Annotated in this window: 16 protein-coding genes and 1 other RNA gene; 2 read left to right on the top strand and 15 right to left on the bottom strand. The window is 64.3% G+C overall.

Annotated elements, in window-relative coordinates; translation table 11 throughout:
* The first annotated feature begins 65 nt into the window (after positions 1-65).
* Both WC509_05085 and WC509_05080 read left to right on the top strand, forming a co-directional pair.
* Positions 66-3,515 (top strand): hypothetical protein, encoded by a 3,450-nt coding sequence (locus WC509_05085; GenBank protein MFA5006816.1) that lies wholly within the window; start codon positions 66-68, stop codon positions 3,513-3,515.
* 14 nt (positions 3,516-3,529) lie between these two features.
* The gene (locus tag WC509_05080) at positions 3,530-6,466 is read left to right on the top strand and encodes a hypothetical protein (protein ID MFA5006815.1); all 2,937 of its coding nucleotides are present in this window, start codon (positions 3,530-3,532) and stop codon (positions 6,464-6,466) included.
* A gap of 57 nt (positions 6,467-6,523) precedes the next feature.
* On the opposite strand, the gene WC509_05075 is transcribed toward WC509_05080, so the two are convergent.
* From WC509_05075 to WC509_05005, 15 genes are all read right to left on the bottom strand, one after another.
* Positions 6,524-7,330: an AAA family ATPase gene (locus WC509_05075; protein MFA5006814.1), complete on the bottom strand. Its 807-nt coding sequence runs from the start codon at positions 7,328-7,330 to the stop codon at positions 6,524-6,526.
* A gap of 4 nt (positions 7,331-7,334) precedes the next feature.
* Complete coding sequence (locus tag WC509_05070; GenBank protein ID MFA5006813.1) at positions 7,335-8,513, bottom strand: phosphopentomutase; 1,179 nt, start codon at positions 8,511-8,513, stop codon at positions 7,335-7,337.
* Complete coding sequence (gene xerD, locus WC509_05065; protein MFA5006812.1) at positions 8,510-9,430, bottom strand: site-specific tyrosine recombinase XerD; 921 nt, start codon at positions 9,428-9,430, stop codon at positions 8,510-8,512. The genes WC509_05070 and xerD overlap by 4 nt, the downstream gene beginning before the upstream one ends.
* 10 nt (positions 9,431-9,440) lie before the next feature.
* The gene (gene hemW / locus WC509_05060) at positions 9,441-10,553 is read right to left on the bottom strand and encodes a radical SAM family heme chaperone HemW (GenBank protein MFA5006811.1); all 1,113 of its coding nucleotides are present in this window, start codon (positions 10,551-10,553) and stop codon (positions 9,441-9,443) included.
* A 102-nt stretch (positions 10,554-10,655) separates the two neighbouring features.
* Positions 10,656-11,723 carry a hypothetical protein gene (locus WC509_05055; protein ID MFA5006810.1) on the bottom strand — a complete coding sequence of 356 codons (1,068 nt, stop codon included), beginning with the start codon at positions 11,721-11,723 and terminating at the stop codon, positions 10,656-10,658.
* 98 nt (positions 11,724-11,821) lie between these two features.
* Complete coding sequence (lepA, locus tag WC509_05050; protein MFA5006809.1) at positions 11,822-13,651, bottom strand: translation elongation factor 4; 1,830 nt, start codon at positions 13,649-13,651, stop codon at positions 11,822-11,824.
* A gap of 103 nt (positions 13,652-13,754) precedes the next feature.
* Positions 13,755-14,089: RNase P RNA component class B (gene rnpB / locus WC509_05045), an RNA gene on the bottom strand.
* Positions 14,090-14,115: 26 nt separating this feature from the next.
* Positions 14,116-16,248: a polyribonucleotide nucleotidyltransferase gene (gene pnp / locus WC509_05040; protein ID MFA5006808.1), complete on the bottom strand. Its 2,133-nt coding sequence runs from the start codon at positions 16,246-16,248 to the stop codon at positions 14,116-14,118.
* A gap of 136 nt (positions 16,249-16,384) precedes the next feature.
* A complete protein-coding gene (gene rpsO, locus WC509_05035) occupies positions 16,385-16,654 on the bottom strand; it encodes a 30S ribosomal protein S15 (GenBank protein ID MFA5006807.1) in 270 nt (89 codons plus the stop codon).
* Positions 16,655-16,772: 118 nt separating this feature from the next.
* Complete coding sequence (locus WC509_05030) at positions 16,773-18,581, bottom strand: DUF2779 domain-containing protein (GenBank protein MFA5006806.1); 1,809 nt, start codon at positions 18,579-18,581, stop codon at positions 16,773-16,775.
* Between the two features lie 103 nt (positions 18,582-18,684).
* On the bottom strand, positions 18,685-19,164 hold the full coding sequence (locus tag WC509_05025; GenBank protein MFA5006805.1) for an NUDIX hydrolase: 480 nt from the start codon (positions 19,162-19,164) through the stop codon (positions 18,685-18,687).
* On the bottom strand, positions 19,161-19,811 hold the full coding sequence (locus WC509_05020) for a DUF6198 family protein (GenBank protein ID MFA5006804.1): 651 nt from the start codon (positions 19,809-19,811) through the stop codon (positions 19,161-19,163). Before WC509_05020 ends, WC509_05025 begins: the two co-directional genes overlap by 4 nt.
* Complete coding sequence (locus WC509_05015) at positions 19,796-21,031, bottom strand: FAD-dependent oxidoreductase (protein MFA5006803.1); 1,236 nt, start codon at positions 21,029-21,031, stop codon at positions 19,796-19,798. The genes WC509_05020 and WC509_05015 overlap by 16 nt, the downstream gene beginning before the upstream one ends.
* Before the next feature lie 9 nt (positions 21,032-21,040).
* Positions 21,041-21,763, bottom strand: coding sequence for an alpha/beta hydrolase (locus WC509_05010; GenBank protein MFA5006802.1), 723 nt, complete (start codon positions 21,761-21,763; stop codon positions 21,041-21,043).
* A gap of 94 nt (positions 21,764-21,857) precedes the next feature.
* Positions 21,858-22,329, bottom strand: a 472-nt coding sequence (locus tag WC509_05005) for a S16 family serine protease (GenBank protein MFA5006801.1), incomplete at its 5' end; no start/stop codon positions are given.

Below are 22,329 nucleotides of genomic sequence, written 5' to 3'. Positions count from 1 at the left end.
ATTCGGTTGAAAAAAAGGACGGTATCGTCTATAATGACATTAATGGTCACGCCCGGGGTGGAAGAATGGCAGTAAAGCGCGTCGTCAAGCCAAACGAATCGCATCCGTCGACCCCCGTTTCCGAGCTGCGCGCCGCGCAACTCGCGGAGATCGACCGGACAGTCCGCGAAATCGAGCAGCAATACGACTTGGAAATCGCGAAAATCCAAGCAGATTTCGCTGTTTTCGAAGCGGAACGGAGAATGGAATACGAGCGACACGAAAGCGACTTCGGCGCGGCCCTGAAGGCCGTCGAGGACGAATACGCGGCGCTGTTCGCCATGCTCGACGCCGACCAGGCCGCCCACGCGGAGAAACTCGGCGGGGAACTCGCGGCCGAGGACGCGAAGTACCTCGAGATCGTCAAGGACTTCCAGACGATCCAGAACGAAGCCTTCGCCAAGTACCAGGAGATGAGCAAGAACGCCGCGGCCGCGATCGACCGGGAGGCGGAGATCCACCGCCGCTTCGTCGACGGCGAGGAACACCGCCTCGAGGAAATCAAGCGCGGCTATGCGGCGAGAAACGACGAGCAGTACGAACAGCTCCTGCGCGCCATGGACCAGTCCCGGAACATGCTCGACCAGCTCGCGCGCGATCTGGGCGACAGCGCCTTCAACGACGCCAAGTTCCTCTCCCAGGCGATCCTGCAGGTGCTCGAGAACCTGCGCGACACGAAGAACAAGATCACCGCCCTCTTCAAGACGACGACGTCCGTCTACGCCGCCAAGAAAAAGAAGATCGACGACCTTTCCGCCGTCCGCCAGAAGCCGCACTCGGTCGTAAACCAGTCGCTCGTCGACCAGTTCGTCCGCCAGATCGCGGCGGTCGAGAAGGAGAAGGCCAACTTCGACCGGCTCGTGAACGAGGAACTCGAGGAATCGAAGTCGATCATCGGGGGGAAGATCGTCGACGCCGACTCCCGGAACAAGCGTGCCGAGTGCGAGAAGTACATCATGATGTACCAGATCGTGATCGCCAAGGCGAAGTTCCTCCTCAAGCGCAACCAGCGGATGAGCGACCTGCTCGTCTCCAAATACCAGACCGAGATCCACAAGATCAAGGTCGACTCCTTCCGTCGCGTCGAGGAGGTCAAGCTCGCCTACTACATGCCGAGCCAGTTCTACCAGAACTCGATCAACCTCTATTCGAACTTCGCGTTCTTCGTGAACGAGTCGTTCGACGAGATCGACAACATGCTCTCCGACTTCATCCGCTTCAACCAGCTCCTGACCCAGACGCGGGTCCAGTACATCCAGACGTCGGCGAAGGTCTTCGCCGACTTCAAGGTCGACATGCTCGTGACCGTGAACGCCGTGACCGCGAAGCTCTCCGAACTGATCGCCGACATCGACCGCATCTCCACCGACATCATCGCCCTCGAGTCCAACAACCGCCTCGAGGTCGCCGAGGTCAAGAAGCAGATGGAGAACGCCGAGATCACCGGCGACTACCACAAATACCTGAAGAACCTCGAGTTCGACCGCTTCTTCGCCGACTTCCAGCACGACAACAACGCCAAGGCGATCCAGATCCGGGCCGACGAGAACGACCAGCTCCTGCAGATCGAGCGCAAGGCCACCGCGGCCAACCGCGAGCGCCGCGTCGAGATCGCCGAGTCGCGCCGCGACCGCGCCCTCGTCATGCTCGAGAAGGAGATCCACGACCAGGCCCTCGACAAGCAGTTCGTCCTTGCCGAAGCCGCCTTCCGCCGTCAGTCCGCGCTGATCGACGAGGAGGCGAAGCGCCGGACCGCCGCGGCGCTCGCCGTAGGCGACCGCACCGACCGGCTCTACGAAGCCGCCTTTCGCGAACGCGAACGCGTCCTCGAGACGACCCGCGCCGACGGCTCCGCCGCCGTCGTCGACTACGTCCGACGGACGCAGAAGTTGATCGACCTCGACCGGACCCGGACCGCCGCGGCGAAGGACTACGTCGCCGAGGTCGACGATCCCCGCAAGCGCGCCTACTTGCTCGAGGGCGAGCGCAACCGCGCCCTTCGCGCGCTCGACCTCACCTTCATGAAGGAGACCGCGGCGCATCGCCGCGCGATCGACTACTACCACCACTACGCCTACGTCGCCAACCGCCATCTCATCGAGCGCGTCGACCGCCACCTGACCGCCTTCGGACGGCTGCTTCTCGACCTCCGTCCGGAGACCATCGACCTCCAGATCGAATCGCTTTCGCTCTCGCGCTTCTACCGCTACGAGGTCCTCGCCTCGATGGATGAGGCGAAATCGACGATCGCCGAAATCGCCCGCAAGGCCGAATCGCACGATCTCGCCGGCGAAACCCTCGCCGCGATCGAGACGGCGTTTGCGCGCTTCGCGATCCTGTCCGCGGAACGTTCGTTCCCGATCCGCGGGGCGACCCGCCGGCGGAAGGCGATCGAAGGCTTCTACGTCGAGGCGATCCTGATCCTGCGCGACTACGAAGCCGTCCTCGACCGCTTCTTCGACCGCCTGCTCGACGCCACGATCACGCGCGATGTCCTCGTCGTCCACGACGCGATGCAAGCCTCCGAGCGCAAGAAGACGATCGTCGACCAGCACTACGACCTCGAGATCTGGCGCGCCGCCCGCCGGCCGTTGAAGGACGGGGAACACTTCGCCGCCCTCGACGGCGAGCACCGTTCCTTCGAAACCGCGATGTCCGAACGCGTCTATCGCCTGAACCGAAGCTACGAAGAGGGCGTCGACGAGGAGCACCGCCGCCTCGCCTTCGTCAAGAAGCGCCTCGACCGCGACCTGCACGGCGTCCGCCGCGACATCAAGCGCGACGTCGCGACAATCGAGAAGGACCGGCGCGACGGCCACTCTCTCGCGAAAATCCGTTTCGACCGTCTGGTCGCCGCCTACGAGGACATGAAGCTCTCGCTCCACGAGAAGATGGAAGCGGAGAACCGCGCGATCGACGCGAAACTCGAGGAGCGCGAGAACGAGATCAAGGCCCGGCTCGATTCCCTCGCCACCACCGTCCAAGGGCTCCCCGCCCAGAAACAGGAGCGGCTCGACGTGCTCGACGCCGACAAGACCGCGCTCGTCGTCGCCCGCAAGAAGATCCTCGAGGCCGAACTCTCCGAACTCGAGAGCCTCAAGTTCAACGCCCGGCCGATGTTCGTCTCGAAGATCCAGGCGATCCGCGACCGCCTCCCGCAGGACTACGTCGACCTCTACCGCCGGATGGCGAAGGCCGAGGACGACTACGTCCGCGAGCACCGCACCACCGAGGAGACCTTCGACGCCGCCTTCCAGCGGTTCGTCGAGAACCAGAAGGAATACGAGGCGATCATCGCCAACGACGCCGTCGTGATGCATCCCTTCGACCGCCAGGTCGACGTCACCGACCGGATCCTGCAGAAGACCGACGAGGCCTTCAGGGACTCGATGGCGAAGGCCGAAGGCACCCGCGACCAGATCCGCGAACGCACCGCCGAAACCGCCGAAACGCAGAAACGCATCCTGAACGAATAGAGGAGGTGACCCCCATGGCCAAGGAACCCGAACGCGAACAGACCCGCACGACCCTCGCCTCCGACCACAAGAACGCCGTCGGCGCCGCCTTCGCCGCGGAGGCGTCGCTTTACGAGGATTTCTTTCAGCGCATCACCCATCGCGCGAAGACCCACCGCGCGATCACGCTGAACAACCTCACCGCCGTCGAGGAGCGTCTCGATACGCTCAAGGACGAGGCGGCGAAGCTCAAGGACTCGATCTTCTTCCACGACGAGGAGGTCGTCGTCGAACGCTCCCAGATCATCCGCGCGACCGAGACCGCCGTCCACGACCACAATGTCGCGATCCTCGACTACGACCGCCTCAACGCGGCCAAGGTGATCGACGCCGCGGACGATCTGTCCCGCTCGCTTCTGGTCGTCAAGACCGACTTCTTCAAGACCCAGGAACGCGAGTACCTCCAGGCCCTGATCGGCACCGAGGACTACTTCGAGTTCTACATGCAGAAATCGACCGAGTTCCAGTCAGTCCTGGTCCGCTACGAAACCGAGATCGCGAAGATCTTCCAGTCGCTCGACGCCGAGATCGAGGGCATGGACGCCCTGATCGGGAAGATCATCCGCGACAAGAACGCCAAGGTCGCCTCAATCGAATCGTTCTACGACCGCGAGATGAAGCACTACTGGGACAACCAGTACACCTACAGCGCCGAACCCGACCCGACCTCGATCGAGATCCAGGCGATCGCCTCGGACAAGATCAACCAGTTCAACGCCTACAAGGAGCACTCGCTCCGCCGCGACGCCGACATCAAGCGGGCGCTCGAGGCGGACTACGCGGCCGTCTACGACCGCGTCTACCAGCACCTCCTCCGCCGCGCCTCGTACGCCCTCGTCGACAAGTACGACTTCTTCGACGATCCGGAGCGCTACCTCGACCTCGCCAGACGCCGCGTCGCGGCGCTCTCCGCCGAGAAGAAGCATCCGGGCCTGCAGGCCGCGGCGCACAACCTGAAGCGCCTCGAGGCCTGGACCGCGATCCGCGACAAGGCGCGCAGGCGCGCCGACTTCATGCTCCGCCGGCAGCTGCTCGAGAAGAAGCGCCTGCTGCTGCTCGCCGAGGCCGAGACGGCGCGGGCGATCGGGAAGATGGCCCGTTCGCTCGACGAATACCTCGCCGTGATCCGGATCGACCCGTTCCTCGCGCAGACGCTCGGCGACGAGTCGAGCAAGGCGATCAAGGAAGAGCGCCTCGAACTCTCGATGCTCCGCGTGAACAAGGAGCTCAAGACCAACATCAACTACGACATCCAGTCGGCCAAGATCAAGAGCCAGATCAACGGACTCGAGACGAAACTGACCCACGCCGTCAACCGCCAGATGCTCGCGGAGGAATCCGAACTGCTCCAGAAGATCGCCGACATCAACGACTTCGCGATCGAGAGCCGAGCCCGTATCGAGGCCCTCCGGCATTCCGTCGATCGCGAGCGGATCGAGGTCGCGCGCGTCGAGCGCGCCGCCAACGTCCACCTCTCCTGGCTCGTCGATTCGCTCAACACCGACCGCATGTGGCTCTCGCTCGTCTTCGACGAACTCGTCAAGCGCGTCCGCGAGGGGGAGACCCACGAGGTCTACGTGGTCGAGGCGAAGGCCGAGATCGAACTGCTCCTGAAGGAATACGAGATGAAGGCGATCCACTTCAAGACCGCCTACGAGAACGAGCTCGCCTTCCTCGTGATGCAGAAGTCGCGCGTCGCCGAGGAGACGAAGATCGACCACGACTTCATCCTCACGACCTACCAGAACCAGATGCGCTTCGCGCGCGAACAGGTCGAGTTCGCCGAGAGCGAGTACCGTCTCCGCCTCGAATCGCTCGCCGATGCCGTCGAGGACGAGCGCCGCTTCCACCGCGAGGCGATCGACAACGTCCGCGATCGCTTCGGGCGTGAGATCCGGCTCGCCGAGGACGAGTACCAGGCCCGGCTCTACACCGAGGCGCAGCGCCTCGAGCTCGAACAGGATCCGAAGAAGCGAAAGTCGATCCAGGGCGAACTCAACCGCCAGCGTCAGCTCCGCGATTCGAAGGTGAACATGCTCGTGAGGTCGCAGTCCGACGACGAGGCCATCGCCGCCGCAAGCCGCGAGCTCTCCCGTCTCGACGACTATCTCGAGGAGGGCGCCCGCGAGGCGGAACGCCTCAAAGACGCCACCGTCGCGCAGTTCACCGCCCTCTACGAATACGCCCGCGTCCGCTACGAGGCGCTCAAGCCCTACCTCGACTCCTCCGTCGACGTCCTCGACCCGGCGTTCTTCGATTCCCTGCAGAAGATCAACGACCGCCGCCACTACGAACTGAAGCTCGCCGAGGCCCGTCTCGACGATCGCATCGGGCCGCTCCTCGACCGGTACCGCGAGGTCTTTTTCAAGCAGACCGCCGGCTACGACCGGGCCCAGTACCTCGAACTCGTCGACGCGATCATGGCGTCGCGGGAACGTTCCGAGGCGGTCTACCGCACCGGCCTCGAGGCCGTCGAGAAGGAATACCGGGAACGGCTTTCCGTCGTCGCCGCGTCCGAAACCGCGTCGAAGGCCGCCTGCGACGGCGCCCGCGCGGAACTGAAGGGGCGCACCGACGCCGCCCGCGCGCAGCTCGAGACCCGCGCCGCGGCGCTCGAGACCGCCTACGTCGCCGAAGTCGCGCAGGCGTCCGACACGCTCCAGAAGACGATCGCCCGGCTGACCGCGGAATATCAGGACGCGCTCCGCTCGCACACCCAGATCTCGCGCGAGCTCTCCGACGACTTCGCCCGCTTCCTGCAGGCGAACCGGAAGTACGTGAAGACGGCGATGCGCCAGGTGAAGTACCGTCGGATCGTCGCGCCGCTGCGCCGCGCCAACGCCAAGAAGACGGCTAGGATCGTCCGCGACATCCGGAAGAAATACCGCCGCTACGCGATCACGATCGAATAGTCATCGAAACAGAAAGGCGCCGGATGCCCGTTCCCACGGACATCCGGCGCCTTTTCTTCATTCGCGGCGCAGGTTCTCGAAGAAGCCCTCGCGGTCGGCGAGGAAGCGGGACAGAAGCGAGAACGCCTCGATCTCACTGTATTTCCGCCTGCGGATCGACGTTCCCTCGAATGACAGGATGTCGGCTTCGGGAATCCCGGCGAGGACCGGCGAATGGGTCGCGATCAGAAACTGGCATCCTTCCGCGACCCCCTGGTCGATCATGACGAGCAGTGCGAGCTGGTTCTGGAAGGAGAGCGGCGTCTCCGGTTCGTCGAGCAGGAAGAGCGAGTCGGGGCGGAGCCGGGAGGCGAAGAAGTCGAGGTAGCTTTCGCCGTGGGAGGAGGCGGAGAGGTCGCGGCCGTACATCCCGTCGAGCTCGGCGAGGGTGCGTTCCGCCGGCGCCGCCGCCATCATCTTCGCGAAGTCGGACTTGCGGGTGTATTCCTTGGCGACGCGGTCGAGTTCTTCGTGGGCGTACTCCTTCTCGGCGGCGATGTACCTCAGGTACGTGGCGAAGTCGGATGCGGCGAAGTGGAAGCCTTTGGGCCGGACCGGACGGAAGACGGTCTCGACGAAGGCGGACGCCTGGCGGAAGAGCGCGGCCCGGGACCGATTCAGCGGATCGTCCTGGGCGATCCGCACCAGCCCCGCCTTCGCCCCGACGAGGTCGAGGAGGGTCGACTTCCCGCTCCCGTTCTCGCCGATCAGGACCGTGACCGGAGCGGTGAGGACGAGGTCGAGGTCGCCGGACAGCGCCGGCACCGTGAAGGGATAGGCGGGCGGACGCCCCGGGAGCAGCCGGATCCGTTCGAGCCTGGACATCGTCTCAGCCGATCCGCTTCAGGAGCGAAGCGCCGATGTCGGGGGCGGCGACGCCGAAGTCGTCGGCGACGGTCGCGCCGATGTCGGCGAAGGTGTCGGAATCGGGCAGGATGCGGCCGGCGAGCCCCTTGGCGAACAGGAAGAGCGGGACGTACTCGCGGGTGTGGTCCGTGCCCGCGTGGGTCGGGTCGTTGCCGTGATCGGCGGTGATCATGAGGAGGTCGTCGTCGCGCAGCAGGGGGATCAGGTCGGCGAGGTCGCGGTCGAACTCCTCGAGCGCGAGCTTGTAGCCGAAGGGGTCGCGGCGATGGCCGTACATCGCGTCGAAGTCGACGAGGTTGACGAAGCAGAGACCGGTGAAGTCGGCCTTCGCGATCGCCTTCGTCTTTTCCATTCCGTCGTGGTTCGAGACGATGCCGTGGTGCGCGGTGATCCCGGAGCCGTTGAAGATGTCGCGGATCTTCCCGACCGAGATGACATCGAGCCCCGCCTCCGCGAGACGGTCCAGGACCGTCGGGGCGAAGGGGGAGAGGGCGTAGTCGTGGCGGTTCGGGGTGCGGCGGAAGCCGTCTTTGGCGTTCCCGACGTAGGGACGGGCGATCACCCTTCCCACCTTCCATTCGGGCCGGAGGGTGAGTTCGCGGGCGACGTGGCAGTCGTGGTAGAGTTCCTCGAGCGGGATGACCTCCTCGTGGGCGGCGATCTGCAGGACCGAGTCGGCCGAGGTGTAGACGATCAGGTCGCCGGTCTTCATCTGGTGCGGCCCGAGTTCGACGAGGATCTCGGTGCCGGAGGCGGCCTTGTTTCCGACGACCTTGCGGCCGGTCTCGCGTTCGAGCGCGGCGATCAGTTCGGGGGGGAAGCCGGTGTCGGTGAACGTCTGGAAGGGGATCGAGGTCTTGAGCCCCATGATCTCCCAGTGGCCGGTCATCGTGTCCTTGCCGGCGGAGAGCTCCGCCATCTTCAGGGCGACGGCGCGGGGGGATGCGGTCGGCGGGACGCCCTCGATCGCGGTCAGGTTTCCGTAGCCGAAGGACTGAAGCGTCGGCAGATGGATCCCGCGGGTCGCGCGGGAAAGGTTTCCGATGGTGTCGGCTCCGACGTCGCCGAACTTGGCGGCGTCCGGCATCGCGCCGCAGCCGACCGAATCCATCACGATGAGGAAGATGCGCTTGTAGGTCATGGTCTGTTCTCCTTCTTTTCTTTGGCGGCGCGCGGATGGGCCGCCTCGTAGGCGTCCCGCAGGCGAAGCTGCGAGACGTGGGTGTAGATCTCGGTGGTGACGACGTCCTCGTGGCCGAGCAGTTCCTGCACGGCGCGCAGGTCGGCGCCGTTTTCGAGCATGTCGGTGGCGAAGGAATGGCGGAACGTGTGCGGCGAGACCGGCTTCTCGATCCCGGCCGCTTCGGCGAGCTTCTTCACGATCTTGAAGAAGCCGACGCGCGAGAGCCGGGTGCCGTTCTTGTTCACGAAGACGCCCTCCTTCGCGGCCGGATGGATCAGCGGGCGGGAGTCGACGAGGTAGCGGCGGAGGGCGAGGACGGTCGGTTCTCCGAGCGGGACGATGCGCTCCTTCCCGCCCTTCCCGAGGACGTGGACGACGCCGTTGGGCAGATGCAGGTCGGCGATCTTCAGGTTGAGGAGCTCGGAGACGCGCAGGCCCGAACCGTAGGCGAGTTCGACGAGCGCGACGTTGCGGAGGGCGAGCGGCGACTCGTCGGCGCGCGCGGCCAGAAGCAGCCGCTCGATCTCGACGCGGTTCATCACCACCGGCAGGGTCCGCTGCGCCTTCGGCTGCCGGACGGCCTCGATCACGTTTCGGGGGACGAGGCCTTCCGATTCGGCGTAGCGGTGGAACGACTTGATCGCCGAGAGCTTCCGCTGGATGCTCTTGACGGCGAGGCCGTCGCGCTTCATCTTCGCGAGGTAGTTGAGCGCATACGTCTTCGTGATCTGATCGATCCGGACGGCATGGTAGTTCTTCTCCATGAACTCGAGGTACTTCTCGAGGTCGGAGCGGTAGGAGGACAGGGTGTTCTTCGCGAGGTTCCGGGTGATCCGGAGGTAGTAGACGTATTCCTTCAGGAGCTTGTCGTTCATCCCCGGCACCTCACGCGAAGCTCCGCTCGACGTAGTTCATGAGCATGAACCCCTTCTCGGTCAGGCGGATCGACCGGCCGTCGATCGCGACGAGGCCCTCGGCCTCGTTCTGGCGCAGGCGCGGGAACCGGAGGAGGACGTCGACCTTGAAGCGGAGCCAGAGGTCGGTCACGTCGATCCCGGAGGCCTTCCGAAGACCCATCACGCAGGCCTCGCGGACCGGATCGCACGGATCGGGAATGCGTCCGCCGACGCCGCTCTTCTTCACGGCGGCGAGGTAGCGCGACAGCGTCGTTTCGTTGTGGAACCGGACCCCGTGCGAAAGCGAATGCGCCCCCATCCCGACGCCGAGATAGTCGTGCACGTCCCAGTAGAGCAGGTTGTGCTTCGACTCGAAGCCGGCGATCGCGAAGTTCGAGACTTCGTAGCGGAGGTAGCCGCGGGCCGGAAGGGTACGGTTGACGAGTTCCGCCATCGCCGCTTCGGTCTCCTCGTCAAGCGGTTCCAGGCGGCCTTCCTTCCATTCGTGGTACAGGATCGTCCGCGGCTCGAGGATCAGGGTATAGAACGACAGGTGGGTCGGCTGGAGGCGGGTCGCGAAATCGAGGTCGCGGCCGAGTTCCTCGACCGTCTGGGTCGGCAGGGCGTAGATGAAGTCGAGGTTGACGTTGTAGAAGTGGATGTCGTGGAGCGCGCGCATCGCCCGCTCGACGTCCTCCCGCCCGTGGGTCCGTCCCATCAGGCCGAGGAGCCGCGGTTCGCCGGACTGGACCCCGAGGGAGAGGCGGGTGACGCCCTTCGCCTTCAGCATCCTCGCGAATTCGCCGTCGACGTCGTTCGGATTCGCCTCGACCGTGAATTCCTTCAGATGCGGGACGTTCACGACGCTTGCGAGGAAGTCGCACAGGTCGGAAAGCGCCTCGACGCCGAGGGAGGAGGGGGTGCCGCCGCCGACGTAGACGGTGTCGACGTCAGAAACCTCGGCGCGGACGGCGTCGAGTTCGGTCTTGAGGGCTTCGAGATACTGTTCGCGGACCGGTGCCGGCGCGACCGTCTTGGGAAAGTCGCAGTAGGCGCAGATGCGGTCGCAGAACGGAATGTGCACGTAAAGTCCCTTGGACAATGTGATCACCTGACATTATGTTAACATAAAAGCGCGAAAAGCGACAGCGATCGGCATCGGATCGCGAAAAAAGACGCCGTGACGGGTCCGTCACGGCGTCGTTCACGGATTCGGCTGCGGGACGATCGTCACCTCGAGGCGACAGGCGGTGCGCCCGCAGTCGAAACCGATGTAGTAGGTGCCGTCCGCAGGCGCCGTGAAGAACGGAGAGCCGCCGTGGAAGTAGATCCCGGCGGAATTCGCGACCCCGATCGAGAGCGCCATGTCCGTGCCCGTCCATTCGATCAGGTAGTCGCCCGCCTCGAGTTCGATCCGGAGCCAATGGAATCCGCTGCCGCCGGCGACGAAGACGCGGGTCGTCTCGTCCGGCCGGGCGTCGACCGCGGCCCCGAACGTCTGCGTCGGCAGGCCGTAGTACGGATCCTCGGGCTCGGTGCGCGCCGGGACGTCGCGGAGCGCGAGGGAGGTCGTCACGCCGATGTCGAAGGTGAATTCGATGCCCTGCATCATGAACTCGAAGTCCTCGAGCGTCGCCGCGATCGAGAGGGTGTCCTCGCGGTTGTCGATGTCGACGAGAAGATCGACCGCGACGTCGGCGAGATCTTCGCGTTCAAGCCCGGACGCGGCCGCGATCTCAGTCGCCATCTCGTAGCCGAAGCCCTCCTCCGCGCCGAGATCGACGGAGAGCCCGAAGGTCCCGTCGTCGTTTCTGACGATTCCCTCGAAGTCGTCGATGCCGATGGCGGTGCGGTCCCCGGCTTCGAATCCCGAGAGCGCCGCGAGGTCGTCTTCGGTGAAGCCGTCGATCGGGTACAGGACGTCTTCCCCGACCCACTGGTAGGCGACCTTAGCGTCCTCTTCCTCGAAGACGAGGATCCGCGTCGTCTCGCCGTCCGACGTGACGGTCGCGTCGATCAGGAAATCGTCGAGGTAGACGTCGCTTTCGATGTCGTAGGAAAACGACTCCGACTGCTCGTAGCCGAGATAGCGGTATCTTGCGTCGACCGTCGTCGACATCGTGTAGGAATAGGCGTCGGCGCCGGCGAACTTCATCTCGAAGAACGCGCTCTGCGACATGAACCCGAGCCGTTCGACCGCGGTGGCGAGGGCGCATCCGGAAAGCAGGAAGGAAACGGTCAGGACGGAAAGAAATCGCAGAGTTCGCTTCATCATGGTCCCCCATCGGCGCGACGGTGAACGATTGCGCGCCCATGTCGATTATACCATCGTTTCGGACGAATGAAAAGAAAAAACGAAAAGGACGACGATCAGTTGTCGTCGTCCAGCCGGAGCACGCTCATGAAGGCTTCCTGGGGAATCTCGACCGAACCGACGGCCTTCATCCGCTTCTTGCCTTCCTTCTGCTTGTTGAGGAGCTTCATCTTGCGGGAGATGTCGCCGCCGTAGCACTTCGCGAGCACGTCCTTGCGGAGCGCCTTGATGTTCGTGCGGGCGATGATCTTGGAGCCGAGCGCCGCCTGCACGGGGATCTCGAACAGCTGGCGCGGGATCAGTTCCTTCAGCTTGATGCACATCTTCGAGCCGCGGTCGTAGGCGAAGTCCTGGTGGACGATGATCGCCAGGGCGTCGACCGGCTCGCCGTTCAGGAGGATGTCCATCCTCGTGAGCTTGGAGGTGCGGTAGCCGTGGAGCTCGTAGTCGAGCGAGGCGTAGCCCTTCGTGTAGGACTTGAGCTTGTCGAAGAAGTCGAAGATGATCTCCGCGAGCGGCATCTCGTAGAGGAGCTCGACGCGGGACGTGGAGATGTACTGCATGTCCTTGAAGACGCCGCGCTTGTACTGGCAGAGCTCCATGATGTTCCCGACATAGTCGGAGGGGGTGATGATCGTCGCCTTCACGATCGGTTCCTCGATGTGGTCGACCTTCGAGGGGTCGGGCAGCATCGCCGGATTGTCGATCTCGATCACGCTTCCGTCGGTGAGGACGACCTTGTAGCCGACGGAGGGGGCGGTGGCGATGATGTTCATGTCGAACTCGCGTTCCATCCGCTCCTGGAAGATCTCCATGTGGAGCAGGCCGAGGAAGCCGATGCGGAAGCCGAAGCCGAGTGCCTGGGAGGTCTCGGGTTCGTACTGCAGGGCGGCGTCGGAGAGCTTCATCTTCTCGAGCGCGTCCTTGAGGTCCTGGTAGTCGTCGGCCTCGACCGGATAGATCCCGCAGTAGACCATCGGCGTGAGCCGGCGGTAGCCCGGAAGCGGCGCGGATGCGGGGCGCGTCGCGGAGGTGACGGTGTCGCCGACGTGGATCGTCTCGATGTTCTTGATCTGGGCGGTGAACCAGCCGACGTCGCCGGCCGCGAGAAACGGACGCGACTCCTCCTTGGGAGTGAAGACGCCGGTCTCCATGACCTCGTATTCGGCGGCGGTCGCCATCATCCGGATGCGGTCGCCCTTTTTGATCAGGCCGTTCATCACGCGCACGAGCGGGACGACGCCGCGGTAGGTGTCGTAGTAGGAGTCGAAGATGAGGCACTGGAGCGGTTCGTCGACCGACCCGGACGGGGCCGGGACGTTCTTGACCACGGCTTCGAGGATCTCGATGATCCCGATGCCCATCTTCGCGGAGGCCGGGATCGCGGCGTTCCCGTCGAGCCCGATCGTGTCGGCGAGTTCCTTCCGGACCTTCTCGACGTCGGCGGACGGCAGGTCGATCTTGTTGATGACGGAGACGATCTCGAGGTCGTTGTCGAGGGCGAGGTAGACGTTGGCGAGCGTCTGCGCCTCGATCCCCTGCGAGGCGTCGACGACGAGGATCGCGCCGTCGCACGCGGCGAGCGAGCGCGAGACCTCGTAGGTGAAGTCGACGTGGCCGGGGGTGTCGATCAGGTGGAAGACGTAGTGCTGTCCGTCCTTGCTCTTGTACTGGAGTTCGACGCTGTTCAGCTTGATGGTGATCCCGCGCTCGCGCTCGAGGTCCATCGAGTCGAGCAGCTGGTTCTTCATCTCGCGCTCGGGAACGGCGTCGCACGCCTGGAGGATGCGGTCGGCGAGCGTCGACTTGCCGTGGTCGATGTGCGCGATGATCGAGAAGTTGCGGATGTGCTTCTGGCGTTCCTGCAGTTCCAACTTGTCCGGCATGGCGTTCGCCTCCTCTCCGTTGCGGTCTTATTCTATCACAAACAGCCGTTTTTTGCAGTAAAAAAAGCATAATGGGTTGGATTATGCTTTTTTCGGCCGGATGATGTGTAAGCCATGTTCTGTCCCCCCTGCGGGGTGGCGATCATTTATCTACGGCTTTCGCCGTCGGTCGGCTGGATTCAGTTCTCCGCCTTCCGTTCCCCTACCGAAATTTGGGTTTCTAGCTTGTGGGGTTTACCGCGTTTCATCCTTGCGTGTTCCGCAAGGCTCGTCTCTGTGGCACCTTGGGGCTACCGGGGCCTTTGACATCCCTTTCGCCGCCGTCACCGATTGCTCGGTGCCCATACTTATCGGTTCGTATGGCGCAAACGTTACGGGCGTCGCAGCCCGTGCTAGCATGGACTTTCCTAACGCCGAAGCGCTCGATCGCCCGATCATCCGACACCTTATTATAACACGTTTCCCTACTTTTTCAGCGATTCGAGGATGGCCTTGCGCGACAGGTCGACGCGGCCCTTCTCGTCGATCTCGGTGACCTTCACCGTGATCATGTCGCCGAGCTTGACGACGTCCTCGACGCGCTCGACGCGCTTTTCCGCGAGCTTCGAGATGTGGCAGAGGCCGTCCTGGCCGGGCCACAGTTCGACGAAGCAGCCGAACTTCTCGATGCGGACCACCTTGCCGGTGTAGATTTCGCCGACCTGGACTTCGCGGACGATGTCGGCGACGAGCTTCATCGCCTGGTCGATCCAGTAGACGTCCGTGTGCATGAAGATGACGCGGCCGTCCTGCTCGATGTCGATCTTGACCTCGTTGCAGCGCTCGACGATCGACTGGATCATCTTTCCGCCGGGGCCGATGACGTCGCGGATCTTGTCGACGTTGATGCGCATGATCTTGACCTTCGGGGCGTACTTGGAGAGTTCCTTGCGCGGTTCGGGAATCGCCGCGAGCATGACGTCGAGGATCTGCAGACGTCCCTTGCGGGCCTGTTCGAGGGCTTCCTGCATGACTTCGCGGGAGATGCCGTCGACCTTGATGTCCATCTGCAGGGCGGTGATGCCGTCCTTCGTGCCGGCGATCTTGAAGTCCATGTCCCCGAAGTGGTCCTCGAGGCCCTGGATGTCGGTGAGGATCGTGACCTTGTCGCCCTTCTTGACGAGGCCCATCGCGATGCCCGCGACCGGCGCCTTGATCGGGACGCCCGCGGCCATGAGCGACATCGTGCCGGAGCAGATCGTCGCCTGCGACGAGGAGCCGTTGGACTCGAGGACTTCGGAGACGACGCGGATCGCGTACGGGAACTCGTCCTCGGACGGGATCACCTGGAGGAGGGCCCGTTCGCCGAGGGCGCCGTGGCCGACTTCACGCCGTCCGGGGGAGCCGTAGCGGCCCGTCGATCCGACCGAGAACTGCGGGAAGTTGTAGTGCAGCATGAACCTTTTCTCGTCGTCGAGGGTGACGCCTTCGATCAGCTGCGCGTCGCGCAGCGGGCCGAGCGTCGTCGCGGCGAAGACCTGGGTCTGACCGCGGGTGAAGAGGGCGGAGCCGTGGGTGCGTTCGAACAGGTCGACCTCGGCCGCAAGCGGGCGGATCTCGTCGCAGGCGCGTCCGTCCGGACGGATCCTGTCTTCCGTGATGAGCCGGCGGACTTCGTCGACGAGGATGGCTTCGAGCACCTTGTTCACGAAGTAGATGTTCTTCTTGATTTCGTCCTTGTCGAGGCCCTGGGCCTTGAACTGTTCCTCGAGGGTGGTGCGGACCTCTTCGTTGACGGCTTCGATCGCGTCGCCGCGCTCGAGCTTTTCCTTGATTACGATCGCCTTGACGATGCGGCCGCCGTCGAGTTCGCGGACGGCCTTGTCGATCTCGGCGGGGACGGTCTCGTAGAGAACCTCGATCAGGGGCTTGGCGTTCTCGGCGATGATCATCTCCTGGAAGGCGACGAGCGTCTTGATCTGCTCGTGTCCGAACATGATCGCTTCGAGCATGTCGGCTTCGGAGACCTGCTTGGCGCCGGCCTCGACCATGTTCACGGCGTACTTCGTGCCGGCGATGGTGAGGTCGATGTCCGACTGGAGGGATTCCTCCGCCGTCGGGCAGCAGACCAGCTTGCCGTTCACGCGGCCGACCTGGACCATCGCGACGGGGCCGTTGAACGGCACGCCGCCGAGGCCGAGCGAGAGCGACGACCCGATCAGGGCGGCGATCTCCGGCGAGTTGTCCGGGTTCACCGACATGACGGTGTTGATGATCTGGACTTCGTTTCTGAAGTTCTCGTCGAACAACGGGCGGATCGGACGGTCGATCGCGCGGGCGTTCAGCGTCTCGTGCTCCGAGGGACGGCCTTCGCGGCGGAAGAAGCCGCCCGGGATCTTGCCGACGGAGTACATCTTTTCCTGGTACAGGACCATCAGGGGGAAGTAATCGAGATCCTCCTTCGGTTCGCCGACGACCGCGACGGAGAGCACGGCCGAATCGTTGAATCTCACCAAAGCCGCTCCGGTGGCCTGTTTGGCGAGCTGCCCGACCTCGACCTGCAGCGTGCGGCCGAAGAAATCGAGCTTGTACACTTTCTTTTCTGTGGTTTCACTCATTTATGTCTACCTCTTTTCGGTTGATGATCGCGTTCATAGAACCATTATACCATCGCGACGGATGAAATCATCCGTCCTTCGTCCCGCCTGACAAAAGATAAGCACCCAAAAGGACTTTGGGTGCTTCGGCGTTCGGCTAGCGGCGCAGGCTGAGTTTCTGGATCAGCGTCTGGTAGCGCTCGGGAGAGACCTTCTGCAGGTAATCGAGCAGGCTTCTGCGTTTCCCGACCTTCATCAACAGACCGCGTTTGGAATGGAAGTCGTGCGCATGAACCTGCAGATGCTGGTTCAGGAGCGCGATCTCCTCGGTGAGCAGGGCGATCTGGATCTCGGGGGAACCGGTGTCCCCTTCCTTGAACTGGTACGCCTTGACGATTTCCTGGGTCTTTGCTTTGGACAGTGCCATGGTGTTTCCTCCTGTGTTTTGACTTACCCGGATCCGGAGCCGACGCCGGAGAACGTCGGTTTCAGGTGCGGGCGCGATAATGATTATACCACGAAGGGGGGCCCGATGCAAGGAATTTCTACGCGATCTGGGCGCGGATCCCGGCGAGGATCAGATGCATCGCGTACGTGTCCAGGCCGCAGTAGCTCCTGAGGTCGCGGAGGGTCTTCTCCCGCTCCTCGGGCTCGAGTTCGTCGAGCGACGCGTAGGCGAGGTACGCCTGCACGCCGTTCGCGATGGGCATGCCCTCGTAGTCCGCCCCGCCGAGTGCCGGCAGGACCTTCTTGAGCGAGTAGGTCCCGTCGAGGTCGGGATGGTAGTAGTTGTAGGTCTCGGCGGCTTCCTTCGTGAAGCCGGCCGAAAGGAAGAAGTCGGCGTCGTTCTTGACCGCCTTGAGGAGGTCGAAGAGCCGTCCCGCAAGCTCGCGCAGCCGGTCGGCGTGCTCGGGGAAGAGGGTCGCCAGTTCGACGAGCCGGTTCTTCTCGAAGTTCTGGTTGTAGACGACGACGGACGAATCGCCCGGCGGGATCGCCGTCAGGAGCGCCTCGACGAATTCGCGTCGGCGGTCGGCGCCGTCCTTCGCGACCCACTCGCGGTGCGTGGCGGGGTCGTCGCGGCCGGGATCGTCCCCGGGGCGTTCGACGACGTGGACGGAGAACTGGAAGAGGCTCTGGGAATACGGCGATTCGCCGCGGAAGCGCGGCAGGATCGCCGGGAACGCCTCGAAGTCGAGCAGGTAGAGCGGATAACGGAGGGTGTCGAGGTAGGTCTTCAGCTTGATCTTGTTATAGAACGGCCGCTCGTTCTCGACGCAGTACCTTTGCATCAGGTTCTTCTCCCGCTTGAGCCAGGAGATCGGCACGTCGAGCATGTCGACGACACCCTGGTTCACGAGTTCGTAGGTGTCGTGGACGACGTCCTCGCCGGGCAGGCTCTCGACGAACCCCTGGTGCTGGAAGAAATAGTGGAAGACGGAATGGCGCTTGGGCAGATGCGAGAAGCAGTACTCGACGTAGGGGCACTGGAACGACATTCCCCGGCGGCACTCGCTCTTCACGAGCGGGCAGCGGGAGTCGTCGTCGAGCTCGACGTGGTTGATCATCCGGTAGAGGTCGATCTCGATCGTCTCGGCCATCCGCCGCGCGATCTGGGTGAGGTCGAAGGCGACGATCAGGCTCGGACCGTACCCGCCCGGGTTGCCGTCGTGGACGTACTCGTGGTTCAGGACGACGAGCAGCTGCTTGACCGCGTGCGGCCGGAACAGCCGGTCGAGGATGAAGTTCTTGAAGGCGACGTCGTAGACGATCCGGCCGAGGTCGGTATGGCGGTCGGTCAGCTTCGCGAGCTTGTCGTCGAAGTTCGTCTTGAAGGCGTCCGAGACGCCGCGGAGGTCGGGGACGTACATGTTCCGCTCGTCCTTCACGAACAGCGGATACTTCGTCCGGTTCACCGAGAACTGCATCGCGAGCAGCTCGCGCGACGTCATCGGCACGAACGTGAGCGCCTCGAAGACGCCGTCGAAGGAAAGCAGCAGGTCGGGCGCGGTCGCGAGCCGGTAGCCGTCGTGGAAGGCGTAGGTGAACTCCTTGTCGACGTCGATCTTCATGTCCGGGCGCTGCGAGAGGATCTTCGTCACGACGACGTCGCGCATCGTCCTGACCGCGTCGTCGGTCAGCCGGTACTGCCGGTTCTTCTGGAGTTCGACGGTCTCGTCGGCGTCGTACTCGGCGGTCGCCGAGTACGCCACGATGCCGCCCAGATGCCGGAACTCGGCGTACTTCTCGTCGGACTTGGTCGGGTTGTACTTGCGCGCCGTGGAGCGTCGTTCCAGCGGCGAGAAGCGCCGGCAGCGCAGATGGTTCAAGAGATCGATGACGGTGACGACCATGGCGAACCTCCTTCGTGACGGACCCATGCCCATTATAGCACATCCGGCGCCGAAGAAAAAGAACGATCTCCGCGCCGCGGAAACCGTTCCATCGTCCTTTCGCTCAATCGAGGGTATTCATCAGGCCGACGAGCTCGCGCTCGTGGATGTTCGCGCCGTAGGGATTTTCGCTCTCGTAGCCCTCAAGCAGCGCGAGGAAGTCGTAGAGTCCGATCCAGGACGGTTCGCACCCCTTCTCCCGCTCTTCGACGGTCAGCGCCCGCGTCACGGTCGCTCCCGTCGGTTCGCAGCGGAAATAGTGCGTCTCCCAGATCGAATCGACGAAGTATTCGATCACGATACAGCCTTCCGCGATCGCGCGGACGACCTCGCCGGTCTCCTCGCGGATCTCGCGCTCGACGCAGGCGGACAGCGATTCGTCCGCTTCGCGGCCGCCGCCCGGAAGGGTGGTGACGTCGAGGCCGTCGCTGTGGACGACGAGGATCCTTTCATCCTTCAGGACTACGCCGCGGCAGCTGACGCGGCGCGGCTGATTGGCGATGTCGCGGCGCTCGAGGCCGTCGCCGAAGATTTCGATGATCATGACGCGATCGCCTCCAATGCCCGTCGGACGGGCTTTCTGATGAGATCGATCACCGGACCGATCGCGACGGCGAAGACGACGGTCGTGACGCCGATGTTGAAGCGGACGCCCCAATAGCCGAAGGCGAGGCCGGTGGCCACCGCGAGGAAGAGCGCGAGGATCTCGCCGTAGAGCTTTCCGCGGCCGTGCGAGGCCTTGAAGATCGCCGCGAGCGCGAGGCAGAGCTCGTCGAGCGCGGGCATCGGGTATGCGCACCAGGCGATGATGTTGAGTCCGACCGCGCAGATCGCGACCGCGGTCAGAAGGTAGAGCCAGTTCCACACCCAGAGCGCCGATGCCACGTTCGGGATCAGTCCGTACAGGAGGATCAGGTCGATCTCGGCGCCGATGAAGAAGCTGATCGCGATCGGAAACAGGACCCAGACGGTGAACTTCTTCTTCTGGGCGAGGTAGGCGAGCGGCGTGAGCACCGCCGCCGCGATCGAGTTCAGGTAGCGGTAATCGAGCGGAATGCCGTCGTGGAGGTTCTTGAAGAAGGCGTCCCACGAGGACATCCCGAGGTTCGTGTTGAGCATGAGCGACACCGTCAGGCCGAGGAGCATGAGGCCGAAGACGTAGACGACGGTCTTCTTCAACGTGAATCGCATGGATGCTTCCTCTCGATCTCGGCTGCGGCCTCGATCCCCGAGACCATCGCGTCGACGATCCGCTTTTCCCTGATGACGCGGTCGCCGCCGACGAAGACCTTCGGGTCGGTCGTCGCGTACGGCGAGACTTCCGGTGCCAAGCGGATGCCGGTGCCCTCGAAGAGGGCGTCCGAGGACGCCTGGCCGATCGCGAAGACGACGGAGTCGCAGGCGATCGGGACGTCCGAACCGGGCACCGTGCGGATCCGGCCGCGCGGCGAGGCGGCGTCGTGGACGAGTTCGGTGCGTTCGCAGTGGAGAATCCCGTCCTGGTAGGAGGTCGGATTCAGGAGGACCTCGATGGTCACGCCTTCGGCGAGGGTCTCGGCGATCTCCTTCGGGCTTGCGGGGGCTTCCGCGAGCGTGCGCCGGTAGACGACCGTGACCGTCCGCCCGAGCTGGGCGAGGGTGCGGGCGGTGTCGCAGGCGACGCTGCCGAGTCCGACGACGGCGACGCGGCGGCCGAGCAGCCTGCCGAGGTCGGCGGGCGAATGGACGACGCGGTTCAGAAGGTCGATCGCATAGTGGACGTCGGGTCCGGAGAATCCCGGGACGAGCTGCGGGACGTCGAGCCCGTGGGCGACGAAGACCGAATCGTAGCGGTCGACCAGGTCGGTGAGGGAGGCATCCCTGCCGACGCGGAAGTTGTAGCGGACGTCGACCTTGAGCTTGGCGAGCTTGACCTCGATCGAGGACAGGTCGCTCGCGTCGAAGCGGAACGGCGGTACGAGGTTCCAGATCGCTCCGCCGATGCGCGGATTGGCCTCGACGGCGTCGACGCGGTAGCCCTTCTCGGCCATCGCGATCGCGTTGGCGAGGCCGGCGGGTCCCATCCCGACGACGAGGTGGCGGTGGTCCCGCATCGCCGTCGGAACCGCCGCCTCGCCCCAGAAGAGGAGGGCGACGCCGCGTTCGACGAAGCCGATCCTGACCGGCTTCTTGATCTTGTTCAGGGTGCAGGCGCCCTCGCAGAGGACTTCCTGCTGGCAGAGCGCGCCGCACAGTTCGGGCAGCTTCGAAGTCTTGTCCCAGAGCCGCTTCCCGCCGGCGAAGTCGCCGTTCTTGACGGCCTTCATCAGCGCCGGGATGTCGTTGTGCGCGGGGCAGGCGACCTGGCAGGGACGGTGCTTGCAGTCGAGGCAGCGGGCGGCCTCGGCGATCAGATCCTGGAAACGGTCCATCGCGGCCCCCTAGTCCAGAAGCGCCGCGATCGACGCTTCCTGCATCTCGGCGGGGACCTCGTGGCCGACCTGGTAGAGGGCGATCGAGACGTCGTCGTGGCCCGCGCGGGCGAGCGCGTCGTGGAAGTCGACGGCGTAACGGTAGTCGACGACCGCGTCGTCGAGGCCGCTCGCGATCACGATCCGGGTCTTCATGTAGGCGGCGTAGTCGGGGCCGATCTCGAGCGCGTCGAGTTCGGGGCGGAGGCGTTCGAGTTCGGAGAGGCCGATCTGATCCGACTTGGTCACGGCGTAGTGGCGCATCATGTCGGGAGTGCCGATGAAGGGGACGATCGCCTTCGCGGGATAGTGTTTCGGCATCTGGAAGGCGATGTGGCCGCCCATGCTGGTGCCGGAGAAGGAGATCAGGGGGGCATAGGCCGCATAGGCGGTGCGCGCGAGATGCGCGAGGTCGGCGCAGGTCCGGAGGATCACGCCGGGCATCGCCATCGTGCAGGCGCGACCGTCGCCGGTCCCGTAGGGGGCTTCGCGGCGGGCACCGTGCATGAACGCGTCGACCGCGACCGCGAGGAAGCCGTTTTCGGCGAAGCGGGTCGCGAGGTCGGCGACGTGGGCGCGTTCGCCGGTATGACCGTGGACGACGAACATGACGCCGCGGACGGTGCCGGCGTCTTCGTCACGGTATTCGGTGAGGGGAATGCCGTCGATGAGACGGTCGAGGGTCTGGATCATCGGTCGTTCCTTTCGCTTGCGAATCTGACATCATTATACGCCGGGCGGGGGCGTTTGACAACGAAAACCGCCCGCGGGATGCGGGCGGCCGGATTCAGTTCTTGAGGGCGAAGGCGAGGACGTCGTCGATCGTTTCGGCGAAGCCGATCTCGAGCACGTCGCGGACTTCCTTCGGGATCTCCTCGACGTCCTTCTCGTTTCCCTTCGGGATGATGATCCGCTTGAGGCCGGAGCGGGCGGCGGAGATCGCCTTCTCCTTGAGGCCGCCGATCGGCAGGACGCGGCCTTTCAGGGTGATCTCGCCGGTCATCCCGACGAAGCGGTCGACCTTGCGGTGCGAGAGCGCCGAGACGAGCGCGGTCGCCATCGTCACGCCCGCGGACGGGCCGTCCTTCGGGATCGCGCCTTCGGGGACGTGGATGTGGATGTCGGACTTCTCGAAGAGGGTCGGGTCGATCCCGTAGTCCTTCGCGTTCGTGCGGACGTAGGAGAGGGCGGCGAGCGCCGATTCCTTCATCACGTTGCCGAGGTTGCCGGTGGTGAGCATCGCCGTCTTGCCCTCGTAG

The organism is Candidatus Izemoplasmatales bacterium (genome assembly GCA_041649275.1).
Lineage (GTDB): Bacteria > Bacillota_I > Bacilli_A > Izemoplasmatales > Hujiaoplasmataceae > UBA12489.
This window is presented reverse-complemented; position numbering and strand designations above follow the sequence as displayed.

What these genes read in the sequence shown, in the direction of transcription:
- WC509_05085 (MFA5006816.1), top strand. Translation starts at nt 66, where the DNA reads ATGGCAGTAAAGCGCGTCGTCAAGCCAAACGAATCGCATCCGTCGACC.
- WC509_05080 (MFA5006815.1), top strand. Translation starts at nt 3,530, where the DNA reads ATGGCCAAGGAACCCGAACGCGAACAGACCCGCACGACCCTCGCCTCC.
- WC509_05075 (MFA5006814.1), bottom strand. Translation starts at nt 7,330, where the DNA reads ATGTCCAGGCTCGAACGGATCCGGCTGCTCCCGGGGCGTCCGCCCGCC.
- WC509_05070 (MFA5006813.1), bottom strand. Translation starts at nt 8,513, where the DNA reads ATGACCTACAAGCGCATCTTCCTCATCGTGATGGATTCGGTCGGCTGC.
- xerD (MFA5006812.1), bottom strand. Translation starts at nt 9,430, where the DNA reads ATGAACGACAAGCTCCTGAAGGAATACGTCTACTACCTCCGGATCACC.
- WC509_05055 (MFA5006810.1), bottom strand. Translation starts at nt 11,723, where the DNA reads ATGAAGCGAACTCTGCGATTTCTTTCCGTCCTGACCGTTTCCTTCCTG.
- lepA (MFA5006809.1), bottom strand. Translation starts at nt 13,651, where the DNA reads ATGCCGGACAAGTTGGAACTGCAGGAACGCCAGAAGCACATCCGCAAC.
- pnp (MFA5006808.1), bottom strand. Translation starts at nt 16,248, where the DNA reads ATGAGTGAAACCACAGAAAAGAAAGTGTACAAGCTCGATTTCTTCGGC.
- rpsO (MFA5006807.1), bottom strand. Translation starts at nt 16,654, where the DNA reads ATGGCACTGTCCAAAGCAAAGACCCAGGAAATCGTCAAGGCGTACCAG.
- WC509_05030 (MFA5006806.1), bottom strand. Translation starts at nt 18,581, where the DNA reads ATGGTCGTCACCGTCATCGATCTCTTGAACCATCTGCGCTGCCGGCGC.
- WC509_05025 (MFA5006805.1), bottom strand. Translation starts at nt 19,164, where the DNA reads ATGATCATCGAAATCTTCGGCGACGGCCTCGAGCGCCGCGACATCGCC.
- WC509_05020 (MFA5006804.1), bottom strand. Translation starts at nt 19,811, where the DNA reads ATGCGATTCACGTTGAAGAAGACCGTCGTCTACGTCTTCGGCCTCATG.
- WC509_05015 (MFA5006803.1), bottom strand. Translation starts at nt 21,031, where the DNA reads ATGGACCGTTTCCAGGATCTGATCGCCGAGGCCGCCCGCTGCCTCGAC.
- WC509_05010 (MFA5006802.1), bottom strand. Translation starts at nt 21,763, where the DNA reads ATGATCCAGACCCTCGACCGTCTCATCGACGGCATTCCCCTCACCGAA.